Source organism: Anaeromicrobium sediminis (genome assembly GCF_002270055.1).
Taxonomy (GTDB): Bacteria; Bacillota; Clostridia; order Peptostreptococcales; family Thermotaleaceae; genus Anaeromicrobium; species Anaeromicrobium sediminis.
The window spans coordinates 113,501-128,886 of record NZ_NIBG01000004.1 but is presented as its reverse complement, the minus strand read 5'-3'; the positions used below and the strand labels follow the sequence as shown (position 1 = coordinate 128,886).

12 protein-coding genes are annotated in these 15,386 nt (G+C 32.3%); 11 read left to right on the top strand and 1 reads right to left on the bottom strand.

Features of this window, described 5'->3' with window-relative positions; translation table 11 throughout:
• Positions 1–52: 52 nt before the first annotated feature.
• From CCE28_RS06855 to CCE28_RS22850, 7 genes are all read left to right on the top strand, one after another.
• Positions 53–1,486 (top strand): FAD-binding oxidoreductase, encoded by a 1,434-nt coding sequence (locus CCE28_RS06855; protein WP_095132308.1) that lies wholly within the window; start codon positions 53–55, stop codon positions 1,484–1,486.
• Positions 1,487–1,504: 18 nt separating this feature from the next.
• A complete protein-coding gene (locus tag CCE28_RS06850) occupies positions 1,505–2,290 on the top strand; it encodes an electron transfer flavoprotein subunit beta/FixA family protein (protein WP_095132306.1) in 786 nt (261 codons plus the stop codon).
• Between the two features lie 17 nt (positions 2,291–2,307).
• Entirely contained in the window at positions 2,308–3,303 is a 996-nt protein-coding gene (locus CCE28_RS06845; RefSeq protein ID WP_095132304.1) for an electron transfer flavoprotein subunit alpha/FixB family protein, read from the top strand.
• Positions 3,304–3,445: 142 nt separating this feature from the next.
• Positions 3,446–3,871: a DUF2935 domain-containing protein gene (locus CCE28_RS06840; RefSeq protein WP_095132302.1), complete on the top strand. Its 426-nt coding sequence runs from the start codon at positions 3,446–3,448 to the stop codon at positions 3,869–3,871.
• A gap of 360 nt (positions 3,872–4,231) precedes the next feature.
• Entirely contained in the window at positions 4,232–7,543 is a 3,312-nt protein-coding gene (locus tag CCE28_RS06835; protein ID WP_095132300.1) for an efflux RND transporter permease subunit, read from the top strand.
• Positions 7,544–7,586: 43 nt separating this feature from the next.
• Positions 7,587–8,684, top strand: coding sequence for an efflux RND transporter periplasmic adaptor subunit (locus tag CCE28_RS06830; protein ID WP_095132299.1), 1,098 nt, complete (start codon positions 7,587–7,589; stop codon positions 8,682–8,684).
• Positions 8,685–8,825: 141 nt separating this feature from the next.
• Positions 8,826–10,091, top strand: coding sequence for a hypothetical protein (locus tag CCE28_RS22850; RefSeq protein ID WP_330396824.1), 1,266 nt, complete (start codon positions 8,826–8,828; stop codon positions 10,089–10,091).
• A gap of 52 nt (positions 10,092–10,143) precedes the next feature.
• Here the strand turns inward: CCE28_RS22850 and CCE28_RS06820 are convergent, their stop codons facing one another.
• The gene (locus tag CCE28_RS06820) at positions 10,144–10,545 is read right to left on the bottom strand and encodes a hypothetical protein (RefSeq protein ID WP_095132297.1); all 402 of its coding nucleotides are present in this window, start codon (positions 10,543–10,545) and stop codon (positions 10,144–10,146) included.
• A 285-nt stretch (positions 10,546–10,830) separates the two neighbouring features.
• On the opposite strand from CCE28_RS06820, the gene CCE28_RS06815 reads away from it, so the two are divergent.
• From CCE28_RS06815 to CCE28_RS06800, 4 genes are all read left to right on the top strand, one after another.
• Complete coding sequence (locus CCE28_RS06815; RefSeq protein ID WP_242972921.1) at positions 10,831–11,790, top strand: GntR family transcriptional regulator; 960 nt, start codon at positions 10,831–10,833, stop codon at positions 11,788–11,790.
• 323 nt (positions 11,791–12,113) lie between these two features.
• Positions 12,114–12,560 (top strand): methylaspartate mutase subunit S, encoded by a 447-nt coding sequence (glmS, locus tag CCE28_RS06810; RefSeq protein WP_095132295.1) that lies wholly within the window; start codon positions 12,114–12,116, stop codon positions 12,558–12,560.
• On the top strand, positions 12,538–13,950 hold the full coding sequence (gene glmL / locus CCE28_RS06805) for a methylaspartate mutase accessory protein GlmL (protein ID WP_095132293.1): 1,413 nt from the start codon (positions 12,538–12,540) through the stop codon (positions 13,948–13,950). The genes glmS and glmL overlap by 23 nt, the downstream gene beginning before the upstream one ends.
• Positions 13,934–15,382, top strand: a complete 1,449-nt coding sequence (locus CCE28_RS06800; protein ID WP_095132290.1) for a methylaspartate mutase subunit E — start codon at positions 13,934–13,936, stop codon at positions 15,380–15,382. Before glmL ends, CCE28_RS06800 begins: the two co-directional genes overlap by 17 nt.
• Positions 15,383–15,386 lie beyond the last annotated feature (4 nt).

The following is a 15,386-nucleotide window of genomic DNA, read 5'->3' as shown; positions in this document are numbered from 1 at the left end:
AATGAAATAAGATGGACAGACTTTTACGTATAGTTTATGAAGGGAGATTCTTATGGAAAGACAATTAATATATCCAATGGAAGAAAAGTATGAAGAATATTTAATGGATGAATCTAAGATGGTGGGAAAAGCTGATAGCATATCATTTCCCATAAATGAAGAGGAAATATTAGAAATCATTGTTAAGATGAAGGAAAGGAACATGCCAATAACAGTTCAAGGCGGTAAAACTGGAATTTCTGCATGTGCAGTTCCTTCAAAAGGACATATTCTTAATCTTTCTAACATGAATCAAGTAAAAGAATTCATAAAAAATGATATGGGGGACACTTTATTAAAAGTAGAGCCAGGCGTTACATTGTTAGAACTTAAAAAAGCAATAAGAAGATTAAAAAATAAAGAGGAATTATTTTGGCCACCAGATCCTACAGAATCTTCAGCAACAATAGGTGGTATTGCATCTTGCGGAGCAAAGGGAATCTGCTCTTATTTGTACGGAGATTCTGGGAAGTATATAGAAGGAATTAGAGTAATTGGGTCAGATGGAACAGTAAAAGAAATAAAACGAGGAGAGACTACAATTCCTTTTAATGGGCGTGAAAAGGACTTGATTGATATATATTTAGGTGGAGAAGGGATGTTTGGAATTCTAACTGAACTTACATTAAAGTTACAACCAAAGCCTACGGACCTATGGGGAATTAGTTTTTTCTTTGAAAATAAAGAAGATGTATTTGCCTTTGTAGATAATCTTATGAAGGAAGATATAGAAGATGAAGGGGCAAGCATTGCTGCAGTGGAATATATTGATAGAGCAACCATTAATAGAATTCAGGAGAGAAAGGAAGTTATGACAAAATTAAAAGAACTTCCAGATGTAGATCCACAATTCTCTGCTATGATCTATATTGAAATTCATGGTAAGAAGGAAGAATCTATTGAAGAAGTTGCAGAAATATTAATGGAGATGGCCATGGATTTTAATAGTGATCCAGATAGAGCTTGGGCAGTATCTGGCGATACTGACATTGAAAAAATGAGGGTTTTTCGTCATGCAGCAGCAGAGTCTGCCAACTTGTTTATTGAAAAAATGAGGCAGGAGATACCCTGTATTACAAAATTAGGAACGGATATGAGCTTAGAAGGAGAAAATTTTGGGTCTGTTATTAGAAAATACGAGTCAGATATTGAAAAAGAAGAACTGAAAGCATGTATTTTTGGCCATGCATGTGGAAATCATATCCATGTAAATATATTGCCAGGAAATCATGAAGAGTATAAAAAGGGATGGAAGTTATTTGAGAAATGGGCTAAAGAAATAGCAGAAAAAAAAGGAAAAGTAGTAACGGAGCATGGTGTAGGGAAACTAAAAAAATCTATGTTTTTGCAAACAGCACCTAAGGATTATATAGAAGCAGTAAAAAGGCTAAAGGATACTTATGATTCTATTAGAATGTTCAATCCGGGTAATATGATAGAAGAATAAAAGGAGAGGTACTCTATTATGAAAATTGCAGTTTGTGTAAAACAAGTACCAGCATATTCTGATGGTACCATGGATCCTAAAACAGGTGTCATGTTAAGATCAGGTTTAGAATCTATTTTAAATGTATATGATTTACCAGCCATAGAAACTGCCCTAAGAATTAAAGAAGAAGTGGGAGGTACTGTGGACATATTCACCATGGGACCACCAAAAGCTTCCGCCGTTATAAAGGAAGCGTATGCCATGGGTGCTGATGAAGGATATCTTTTAAGTGATAGAAGTTTTTCAGGAGCAGATGTGCTAGCCACTTCTTATACTCTTATGCAAGGAATAAAATCAACTAAGGACTATGATTTAATTCTTTGCGGAAAACAAACTACAGATGGGGATACAGCGCAAGTAAGTGGGGCAATTGCTAAATGGTTAAATGTACCTCACGTAAATTGGGTTAATAAGATTATAGATGTGCAAAAGGATAGTATAACTGTAAGTCAGAGGATGGAAGAGGAAATAGTTATAGTAAAAGTACCATATCCTTGTTTATTATCAGTGGAACGTTCTATTTTCATACCAAGAATGCCATCTCTTAAACTAAAAATAGCAGCAAGGAAAAAAGAAATGAAAGTCCTATCCTTGACCCATATGGAAGATGAAAACGAGAATAACTATGGATTAGCTGGTTCTGCCACTAAAGTAGAAAAGATATTTCCTCCTACTAGAACAAAGCAACAAGAAATAATAGAAAAGGACAGTAAAGAAGCGGCAAGATCTATATTAGAAGTGATTAATAAAATAAATAAGTGATGAAAAGGTATAGATATATGGATAATATTATAATAAATAAAGAAGAGTGGAAACATATTTTAGTATACATAGAATATCATCATAATAAAGTTCATCCAATTAGTTACCAACTCATTGGAAAGGCATATGAACTAGCATCATCAAGTGGTTATAAGATTTATGGTATTGTCATTGGAAAAAATGTGATTTTATCTAAGGAACAACTAAGGAATTATCCCCTTAAGAAAGTATTTTTATATGAGACGGAAGAAGAATATTTTAAGTCAGATTTATATGAAAAAATATTTTCAAATTCCATTAGAAAGATAAAGCCTTCCGTCGTATTAATCGGCGGAACTCCAGAAGGAAGATCCTTGTCACCAAGGATATCAACAGAGTTTAAGACAGGATTAACAGCTGATTGTACAGAACTCATATTAAATGAGGACACAAATTTGGTTCAGATTAGACCGGCTTTTGGTGGAAATATTATGGCTCAAATTATAACTCCCGACGCAAGACCTCAGTTAGCTACAGTAAGATATAATGTTATGAAACCCATAGAACCAATTTTCCAAGATGAAATTGAATTTGTTCGAGAGGAATATCACCCAAATGACAGTAAGCTCACCATCTTAGAAGCTTCACCTATACCTAAAACAAAGGGAATTGCAGAGCAAGACATACTAGTTGTAGCGGGTAAAGGTGTGAAGAAAAAAGAAGATTTAGTTATGTTAGAAGAGTTAGCCAGTATTTTAGATGGGGAACTAGGGTCCACAAGAGGATTGGTTGAAAAAGGTTGGATGAGAAGTGATAAACAAATTGGCCTTTCTGGGCATAGTGTAAGACCTAAATTATTAATTACCTGTGGTGTTTCTGGTTCTGTTCAGTTTATGGCAGGAATAGGTGGTGCTGATAACATTATCGCCATAAACACAGATCCTGATGCAAAGATTTTTAATATTGCCCATTATCCTATCTGTGGTGATTTATATGAGATTATTCCAGAATTAATAAAAATTATTAAGAAGTAAAGAGAATTATAAAGACTGTATATAAATAGTGCCTTTTCATTGTAAGAAAGACGTATTAAAAGGAAAAATGCTGAAGTACACACACTTTATCTCCCTATAAAGAATAATATGAATTGTAAACTTTTATAAATAGGGGGATATTATGAGATTTTATTATGGAGAGAGAAATATAAATAGGGTTTTAGACGAAATGGAATTTTGGAAAAGGCAGGAAGCAGAACATACTGTTGTTATCCGTAAAATTGTAGATAACTTGGAAGAGGAATTTGTGAAACAATTAGAGAATTTTGAAAAGAGCTTTTATACAATTGAAGGAAAGGCAATAAAATATAATGAAACATTGATTAGATCTAAAGGTAAATTGAGTCCTATGATGTATCAGGAAATAATTGAACTAATTAACTATGCAATACACCAAAGTCAACAATTTATAGGCTTATTAGAACAAATATTATGTAGAAGTAAAGGCCTATCTAATAATCCTGTAGTAGTGACTGTAATAAATCATATACGTAGAGAAAGTGAGTACTTTATAGGAATAGCACAAACAATCCTATGCAATGTATAAAAATAAATTAAACAAGGGATAGAGAACCATTCAATAGGGAATGGTTTTTAATTTTGCATATTAAGTGAATAGTAAGTAGAGTAATGAAAGACACAACTAACTTCTTTGAAAAGAAGGGAGGTAAAAGTGACACTGAAATTCTCTCGGAGCCGTTATGAATATAGCTATGTTTTCCTTAGGATTTAAGGAAGACATAGCTATATTCATAATTTTCTAAACATAACATTAAAATGACATTAAAAAACGTGCAAAAGCACATATTTTATTGAAATATATGGTAAAATTATCCTGCCATTAAAATTACTTTTAGAAAATAATGCTTTAAATTATGCAAGATATAAATTAGAAAGGAGATAAAGTATGAAAGATCAAAAGGATCATCCCAGTTATATACCAGAACTTCATGATGAAAAAAATATTCTCGGTAAATGGGCCTGCTTGTTCATAGAGAGGCCAAGAATTATGCTTCTTCTAATCATTCTGATTATGTATTTAGGATGGCTTTCTTTTTCTCAAATGGCTAAAGAAATCAATCCAGAGATAAGACTTCCTTATATCAATATAACCACCACATATACGGGAGCATCTCCAGAGGAAATAGAGACTTTAGTTACGGATGAATTAGAAAGTAAAATCAGTGAGATAGAAGGGATAAAGAGTTTAAAATCCGTATCAGCATTAGGCTATTCAAGTATTGATCTAAGTTTTGATGTGGGTGCAGATATGGAAAAGATGAAAAATGAAGTGAAGGATAAGATATCAGAGGCAAAATCAAACCTTCCTGATGATGCAGATGATTCTTATGTAAGTGAAATGGAAACGGGTAACAAATATGTACTTATTCTTAATTTAACAGGAATAGATGATTATGTGGAGCTTAAAAATTCTGCAGACAGAATAAAAGACGAGATAAAAAAAATTAAGGATGTATCTGATGTGGAGGTATATGGAGGATTAGAGAGGGAGATAAAGGTAATAGTAGACCCCCATAAGCTAGCAGCATATAACATGAAAATAGATGAGATCGGAAATGCACTTAAGACTAGTAATACAACTATACCAGGAGGAAATATATATCTAGATAATAAAAAATACAATGTAAGAACCATAGGTAAGTTTAACTGTGTAGAAGATATGGAAAACGTAGTTGTTTCATATATGGGAAGTGGACCTTTATATATAAAGGACATAGGCCTAGTTATAGATGGATACAAAGAAATAGAGTCTGATGCTAGGATGTCCGTTGGAATAGGAACAGACCATCCTACTGTAAAAAAATCAGTAACTATAGTGGTAAAGAGAAAAAAAGGATCCGATGCTGTAAAGATAGGCCAAGAAGTACGAAGTATATTAAAGGATGGTAAAGGTAGCATTTATCCAAAAAATATGGAGACACATATAACTATGGATTTAGCAGAAATGATAGAGCGGAACCTTGGAGATGTATTTGATAATGCTAAATCAGGATTATTTCTAGTTATAATCGTTTTATATATATTTATAGGGTTATCAGAATCATTGGTAGTTTCTGTAGTTATTCCATTAGCACTTTTAGCATCTACAATAGTACTTAAAAACTTAGGGGCTTCAATCAATAATATGGTACTTTTCTCTATGATATTAGCAGTAGGGATGCTTGTAGATAATGGTATTGTGGTTATGGAAAACATAGATAGGCTTAAAATGAAGGGGGTAAGCCCTAAGGATGCAGCAAAGGCTGCTACAAACCAAGTAGCGCCAGCAATACTATCAGCAACACTTACAACATTAGCTGCATTTTTACCTATGGCAATAACACCAGGACTTTATGGTTATTGGCTTAAATGGATTCCTATAACCGTTATATCTGCATTAGCTTCATCATTTTTTATTGCTACTACTGTAACACCAGCTTTAAGCTCTATATTTTTAAAAGAACATATAAAAAAAGATAGAAAAAATAAACCTATAATAGATATGGCCATAAAAGTAATATCTATTATTTCTGTATTTGTTCTTTCTATGCTGGCATTTAAAGATAAGCAAGAAGGAATCATAAATATGAATACACTTGCTTGGACATTTGCCATTATTTTTACAGGAGCAATTTCTTATAAATTAATTAGGGGTAAGGAAAATCCACTTGATAACCCATTTATAAAAAGATACGGAAATATTCTACATTCCATAATTATAAGCAAAAGGAAAAAATTCCTAGTTCTAGGGGTAGTTTTAGTACTATTAGTAGGGAGTATAATGCTACCTATATCAGGCATATTAAAGATTACAGTATTTGGAGATATGGATGCAGAAGAATTTAATGTGAATATAAAAACTCCAGTTGGATCGGAGTTAGAAAATACATCAAATATAGCATCACAAATTGAAAAAAAACTATTTGATTATCCTGAAATGGAAAGCTTTACAACGAGAATTACAAGCCCTGAAAATGCAAGAATAGAGGTTAAACTAGTTGAAAAAGAAAAAAGAAAAAGAACCAGTATGGAAATAGCAGATGATTGTAGAAAACGAATAAAGGGAATTCCTGGGGCTGAAATAACTGTAGGAGAATTTAAAGAGGGAATAGATTTTGGCAACAAGGATATAGAGATAATGATCTATGGAAAGAACTTTGATACTTTAAAAGCTATATCAGGTGATTTTACTCAAATGTTAAAGGATATAGATGGTACCTTTGATGCAGGACATAACTTTGAAAATGGTCTTAATGAAATTCAGATCATAATAAATAAAGAAAAGGCAGCCTTATTAGGTCTAGATAATAGAAGCATATCTATGGGTATAAGAAATGCAGTACATGGTCTAAAGGCAACTACCTTTAAAATTGACCAAGATGAGATAGACGTTATGATACGTACAACCAAGGAAAAATTAAAACATAAGGAAGATTTTAATAATATATATTTTTATGGCATGAATAATCAACCTATACCATTTTCATATGTGGCTACTGTAAAAGAGGAAGAAGGTTGTTCAACAATATTTCACCACAGCGAAAAAAGATATGCCAAAGTCGGAGCAAATGTAAAAAATCAAGAAGAAAAGATGGCTATACAAGAAAAATTCATGAAAAAAATCAATGAGTACAATATACCAAGGGGCTATTCTATAGGCTTTGATAGAGAACAAGAAGAGGTTAATGATTATTTTGTAAATATGGGAAAAAACATGCTAATGGCAATGATATTAGTATATCTAGTACTTTCAATACAATTTAATTCCCTATCTCAACCATTTGTCATATTATTTTCAGTACCCTTAGCCGTAATTGGAGTATTTATAGGACTTACATTAGTAGGAAGCTATGTAGGATTAACATCCTTAATAGGAATGGTTTCTTTAGTTGGTATAGCAGTAAATGATGCCATCGTATTAGTTGATTATATAAATTATCTAAGAAAAAATGGTTATGAGATGAATGAAGCTATAAAAGAAACTGCCATGACTAGGTTCATACCAGTTATGTCAACTACAATAACTACTGTAGGAGGAATTCTTCCCCTTACATTAAAAAATGAATTTTACGCACCTATGGGGTATGCAATCATATTTGGACTAAGTTTTGCAACTATATTAACACTAGTTATTGTACCCATACTATACTCTCTGGTAGAGAGCTTGAAGGAATATTTTAAGAATAGAAAATTAAGAAAAAAGATTATAAATGTATAGGTTATGAGGGTTATTAAAAAAGAAATGGGGAGGAGAAAAAGTATTGAGAAAGTTATTATTCATACTAGGATGGATATTAGTAATAAATAGTCTTTTACTTTCAGGCTGTGGAAAAGGTAAAGCCAAAGAAACGGATGGAAAAAATGTAGAAGTACAGAAAAAAGAAGAGATTGTATATGTGCAAACGGAACCTGTTATAGCTATGGATTTTACAAATAAATTATTTTTACCTGGAAACTTAAAGCCTAAGGAAGAGGCAATAGTTACAGCAGAAGTGAACGGAAAAGTAAAAGAAATTCATGGAGATTTGGGAAGTCGGGTTAATAAAGGTGACTCTCTTTGTAAATTAGATGATACCACTTATGCATTAGAATATGAAAATAAAAGTAAAGATCTTTCAATAGCTAACATAGAATACAATAATTTAATAAATGATTATGAAAGAGCAAAGACTCTTTATGAAAACAAAGCAAAATCAAAGGCAGAGTTTGATGCAATTGAAAAAGAATATAGAAAACAAAAAGAGGAACTAGTAATTAAAGAAAATGATTTAGCATTGGCAAAGAAAAATATAGAAGATACGAACATAAAAGCATCTATTTCAGGAATAGTAAGTGATAAGAAAGTTTTAATGGGTCAAATGGTATCCAGTGGAGCGGAACTATTTAAAATTGTAAATATAGATGAAATGTATGTAGAAGTAGGAATAGCTGAAAAAGATATGCCTTTTATAAAAAAAGGCCAAGAATGTATTGTGAAAGTAGATATATTTTCTGACGTATTTATGGGAAAAATAACAAACATAGGACCCGAGCCTAGTGACCCAACTAAAACTTATCCAGGAAAAATTTTGATAAACAATTCAGAAGGGAAATTAAAACCTGGCATGTTTTCAACAGTAGAAATTATACTAGATAATCACAAAGGTGTTTTAGGAGTACCTAAAAAAGCTGTTATAAAAGAAAAGGATAAATATTATGTTTTCCTGGTGGTAAATAAAAAGGCAGTTAAAAAAGAAGTAAAGCTAGGCTTTTCAAGTGATAAATACTATGAAATCCTAGAAGGTGTTAAAAAAGATGATAAAGTTATTGTGGTTGGGAATGATGACTTAGAAGATGGTAAATTAGTTGAGGTAAAATAGAGATGAATTTATTATAGGGCATCTACCTAAAGGTAGATGCCTTTATTCTGGATTTAAATTAGATTTACAAGGGCTAAGTGAGCAAATCCATAGATGTTACATATTATATGAATAAGTTTAATAATTGAAAGGAGATATAATATGTATTATCATCCCATGTATTTTCCAGGGCCTATGGGGTCAAATAACAAAACTAGTTATATATTAGATTTTAAAGAAGGGGATGTGAATGGGGATGGAGTTATTGACTATGTGTATTTAATAGGAGATAAACCCTATGGAGATGAAAGTCCCTTTAGAGATAAGATAAGATTAAAGATTGTAGATGGAAAAACCAATCTTGTGACTATCATTAAACTAAAAGAAAATGCAGGTTATAATCCAACCTTATTTTTAGGAGATTTTTCAGTAGATAAGATAGATGATATTTTGATTAGTATAGATTCTGGAGGAAGTGGTGGATATGCCTTTTATTATATCTATTCATTTCTAAAGAATGAGCCAAAGATTATTTTTGATTTTGAAAAATTCAATGAAGCCTATGAATATGAAGTAAAATACCAAGATAACTATAAGGTAGAGGTAATTAGTAAAAGAACTAATACTAAGTATATACTAGATATTACTTACAAGGGAGAGTCTTATCTATCAGAAATTTACTATGAAAATGGTAAACTAAAGGAACCTATTGAGGGCTGGGTAAATCCATTAGGGGGGCTATATCCTATTGATTATCAAAGAGATGGTACTTATGAATTATATGCACAGCAGCGTATTGCTGGAAGATATAATGCAGACGGGTTAGGATATGTTCAGACTTCTCTCGAGTGGAATGGCCAAAACTTCGTACCTTTCTTTCAAACAGTAGGAATTTTTGGAGGAGAATTAAACCAAACAGATGAAAATTTGTGTGGAGTAGATTTTTCAAATGTTAAACCCATGTATTCTGAAAAAGTAAAGGACCCAAAACTTGAAGATGCCTTTGCTAAGATATTTGGATTAGAGAAGGGAAAAGATAAAGTAAGATATTATTATAATAGAATTGACCTTGATGGAGATAATGTTCCCGAAACCTTTGTATATCTTGTAGGACCTTCAGTTTGTGGAACAGGTGGCTGTAGTGCAGCTATTTTTAAAGATGTAGATGGTGAATATGAATTACTTTCAAAATTTACCCTTGTAAATAATCCGATTATAGTAAGTAATAATAAAACAAATGGATATAAGGATTTGGTTATGTATGTTTCTGGTGGTGGCATAGAGGCCTTTTGTGGGGAAATGAAATTTGATGGGACAAAATATCCTCAAAATCCATCCCTTCAGCCTAAGTTAAAACCAGGTACAAAAGTAGAAGGGGTGGCTATTATAGCCGATGACATAACAAGAAGTCCTGGAATACCATTCTAATAAAAAAGTTGTATAGTAGAAATTTCTATTATACAACTTTTTTAATTAGTATCTATTTATTCACACTCTTTAAGTTCACTATTCCAAAATGGACTAACATGATAGCAATCGTCACTAATATAGACATAACACATAAAAATGTTCCAATTGTAATTGTAATCTTTGATAATCCACCATCTATAAGAATTGGAAGTCCAAGTCCTATAGCTGAATAAAAAGGTATCTTTATATTTAATTTTTTTAATTCATACTTTTTATTTAAAATAATAAACCCAATCCCAATAAAAATTAATGAAGGAATACTAAGCATGAATATTGCTAAGAATTGTGTTCCGCATGATTCATACCAAGGTAATTGTTTATTCAAAGATGTATAAATGATTAGAGAAAACCCAAGAACCAATAATTCTATTACATGCAAGGCTATATAGGCAGTTTTTTTTATTAAATCCATGTTGGTGATAACCCCTTCCTATGTTTCAATGAAATATTACTTTTGAATAATTATAGTGTAATTTTACACTATAATTATTCAAAAGTAAATACATATATTATTAAAGAAAATAAAATTATATTTGTAAGGGGAAGCATAAAAATAATTTTTCATTGTATCTATTGTTTTATATGGATGTTATTCAGGAATTTAGGTACTTCTATTTCTTGTACAGTGAGGATTTGGATTCATATGTAGAGTACTTATGTTATAATTATAGTTAATTAAACTTAAGGAGCGTTTAGCATGCCTATAAACATAGAAAAAAATAGTGGGATTCCACTTTATATACAACTTAAAAATGAAATTTTAAGGGCTATAAGGAATGGCGAATATAATATTGGCGATAGGATGGATACGGAAAGGGATCTTGCTTTAAGTCTTGGCATCAGTAGAAAAACCGTTTCTCATGCCTATAAACAACTAGAAAGTGAAGGTGTTTTAGTTTCTCATCAAGGACGAGGTACCTATGTGGCACAAGTCAGAAATAGTTGGAAACAAGATTCAGATAAGGAAAAAGTCAATAAGTTTATAGATTTAGCCATAGAATCAGCATTTGAAAATGATATATCCACAATTGAATTTCTTGATATGGTGCGAACTAGAGCCAGAGAAAAGGAAAACTTGTTATACAAAACTACTGCCGTTTTTGTAGAGTGTAATATTGAACAGGCAAGGGGTTTTGCTGATCAATTAAGTGGTATTACTGGATTTAAAGTTATTCCCATAACAGTGGCAGAGTTAAATAATATGACACTTCAAATTAAAGATATTATAAATAAGGCAAAAATCATAATTCCAACCTTTAATCATGTTAATGAGGTTGCAGACTTGTTGGAAGGTTATGATAAGAAAATTGTTGGAGTGGCAATAAATCCAAACCTAGAGACCATTGTAAAGATTGCCAAGTACGGAGAAGGAAGTAAATTTGGACTCATTTCCTTATCAAAGGAGTTTTATCACAAGGTAGATTATGCATTAAGTATGGCAGGCCTTAACAATATTAATATAGTTTCAACTATAAGTGGAGATGAACTTGAATTAAAAAACTTTATTAATCAAGTGGATATTGTTATTGTATCTCCAGGAAGACAAATGGAGATTAATCAATTGGTTGATGGGGAAAAAGATGTTATTCCCTTTGATTATGCACTAGACAAGGGATCAGTAAAATCAATTATGTCTCATCTCATAGAAGAAAAATAAGTTTATATAGATAAAAGCCTAAAGGATTATAATCCTTTAGGCTTTTTTGCTTATTAGGAAAGTTATTATATGTAAATTGTTTTAATGGTGCATAAAAGGGGGCCAATTCCCTTTCTTATTAGTATGGAATTATGTCTTTGCAGTCATAAAATGCATGTGTATACAATAGTTTTGTATGCAGTTATACCAATATCTTTGTAGGAAAACATTCATGGCACTTATTTTGGCGGATTATATTGACGATTGGTACCCTGTGGTGGTATCATAAATAAAAATTGGATTCTTAAAAGGGTCCAAAAAATGATTGTATAAGGAGAGGGAACATGGAAGCGAAAATAGTACTTGGAGTTATTGGGGCAGATTGTCATTCAGTAGGTAATAAAATATTAGATTATGCATTTAGTCAAGAAGGGTTTAAAGTTACAAATATTGGTGTTTTAAGTTCACAAGAAGAATTTATTAACGCTGCAATAGAAACAAATGCTAATATGATTGTTGTTTCATCTTTATATGGTCACGGAGAACTGGACTGTAGAGGTTTTAAAGAAAAATGTATTGAAGCAGGATTAGAAGATGTAAAGTTATATGTTGGTGGGAATTTAGTAGTTGGTAAACAAGAGTGGGAACCTGTAGAACAAAGATTTAAAGAAATGGGATTTGACAGAGTTTATCCTCCAGGAACAAAACCAGAGGTAACTATTAGACATATAAGAGAAGATTTAGGCATTGAAGATTTAGGAGAACAATATGAAATGCGTTCAATTAGTTGATTTTGGCAGCACCTTTACAAAATTAACATTAGTAGATATTCATAATAATGTAATCATTGGAACGTCAAAGGCGCCAACAACTGTAAAAACAAATATTATGGAGGGTTATTATGAGGCTAAATCTATATTAGATGATAGTGTAGATTTAAATAACCCAGAAATTATAGATATTTTAGTTTGTAGTAGTGCGGCTGGTGGACTTAATATGGTAGCATCAGGACTAGTAAAGGATTTAACTACCAAGGCAGCTAAGATGACAGTACTAGGAGCAGGAGCAAAAGTACTAGATGTATATGATCAAAAACTTTCAAAGAGAAAGATACAAAAGATCATTGAACAAAATCCAGATATGATTCTTTTGGCAGGTGGGACTAATGGAGGAAATGTATCCTGTATTGTCCATAATGCAAAAATCATAAGTACCCATATGAAAGATATACCACTAGTTATCGCAGGAAACGAAGATTCTCATTATGAAATTGAAGAAATTTTAGAAAGAGAAGGAATACATTATAAGTTAACAGATAATATAATGCCTGAGCTTAATACTATTCATATTGATTCGGCTAGAGAAGCCATTAGAGAAATCTTTATGGAAAAAATAGTTGAAGCTAAGGGTCTTAAAAATATTCAAGAAAACCTTAATGAGGAAGTTATTCCTACACCTTTAGCAGTTCAAAGGGCTGTTGAATTATATGCAAAAGCAAATAATAAAGCAGATGTGGCAGTTGTGGATATTGGTGGAGCAACAACGGATATTCATTCTGCTTGTGATGGTGGGCCAACTAAGGTTGGTGCTACCCTAACAGGTTTAAAGGAGCCATATTTAAAGCGTACTGTTGAGGGTGATTTAGGTATGCGAGTTAGTGCCTTATCCTTATTAGAAACGGTAGGTCCTAGTGCTTTAGGAGCATTAATTGAAGAAGGATCAAAGGATGAAAATTACATAAAAGAAAAGTGTAGAGAACTAACAATAAATCCAGAAAATATATCTACTTGTGAAGAAGATAAATCCTTTGATAGAGCCATGGCATCTTTAGCAACTAAAGTTGCTATGTCTAGGCATGTGGGAATACTAGAAAAGGTTTATTACCCTATGGGATCTGTCATGTTTCAAAGGGGAAAAGACTTAAGTAATGTGAAGTTATTAATTGGAACAGGAGGAATATTGGTTCACAACGAAGATCCAGAGACTATATTAAAGAGTTGCCTTTATGATGAAAAGGAACCACATATTCTAAAACCTATTAATCCAAAACTTATGATAGATAAAGATTATATCCTTTCGGCAGCAGGATTGTTATCTAAAAAATATCCTAATACTGCTATAAAAATTATGGATGAACATTTAATAGAAATTGGGGGAGCGACAAATGGAACTGAAAAATAAGAAATGGTCTGAAGAAAGATTCCTAGAAGAAAGAAAAAAGGTATTAGGTCAGTGGAAAACTGGTGAAGATGTTAATTTAGAAGACGCTGTAGAGTATTTAAAATCACTTCCAGAACATAAAAATTTTGCTAAACGTTTGATAGATGCTAAAAGAAATAATAAAACATTATTACAGCCTCGTGCGGGAGTTGCTTTACTTGAGGAACATATAGAACTACTTAAATATCTTCAAGATGAAGGTGGAGCGGACTTATTACCTTCTACAATTGATAGTTACACAAGACAAAACAGATACGAAGAAGGTGAAAAGGGAATAGAAGAAAGTAAAAAGGCGGGACGTTCCATGTTAAATGGATTCCCAGCTGTAAATCACGGAGTTTCAGGTTGTAGGCAAGTATTAGAATCTGTACATATACCTCTACAGGCTAGACATGGTACACCAGATGCAAGACTTCTTAGTGAAATTATACACGCAAGTGGTTGGACATCTAATGAGGGTGGAGGAATTTCTTACAACATTCCCTATGCTAAGAGTGTAACACTAGAGCAGACCCTTTTAGATTGGCAATATTGCGATAGACTTGCTGGATATTATCAAGAAAGAGGAATAGATATTAATAGGGAGCCATTTGGTCCTTTAACGGGTACTTTAGTTCCACCAAGTATTTCTAATACCATTGCCATAATAGAAGGATTATTAGCAGCTGAACAAGGGGTTAAGCATATTACTTTAGGATATGGTCAGTGTGGAAACTTAACTCAAGATGTGGCAGCTATAAAGGCTTTAGAGGAACAAGCCAATGAATATTTTAAAGAGTATGGTTACGATGTGGAATTAACTACAGTACTACATCAATGGATGGGTGGATTCCCAGAAGATGAATCAAAGGCATTTGCAGTTATTTCATGGGGAGCAGCTACAGCAGCATTAGCAGGAGCTACAAAGGTTATAGTTAAAACACCCCATGAGGCAATAGGTATTCCAACAAAGGAAGCGAATGCACAAGGAATGAAAGCTACAAAACAAATGCTAAGCTTATTAAGAGAACAAAACATGGAAAATTCAAAGGGTGTAGCTGATGAAATTCAACTTATAAAGAAAGAAGTTAAATGCTTAATAGATAATGTATTAAAAGTTGGAGAAGGTGACTTAGCCGTTGGAACAGTTAGAGCCTTTAAAAACGGTATGCTAGATATTCCATTTGCTCCTTCTATACATAATGCAGGTAAGATTCTTCCAGCAAGGGATGTGAATGGAGCAGTTAGATATTTATCCTATGGAAATTTACCAATAAGCGATGAATTAAAAGAAATTAATAATAAGTTATTAGATATAAGAGCAAAGAATGAAAATAGAGAAGTTAGTTTCCAAATGGTAGTGGATGATATATTTGCAGTTTCTGCAGGTAAGCTAGTTGGTAATTCAAATTAGGAGG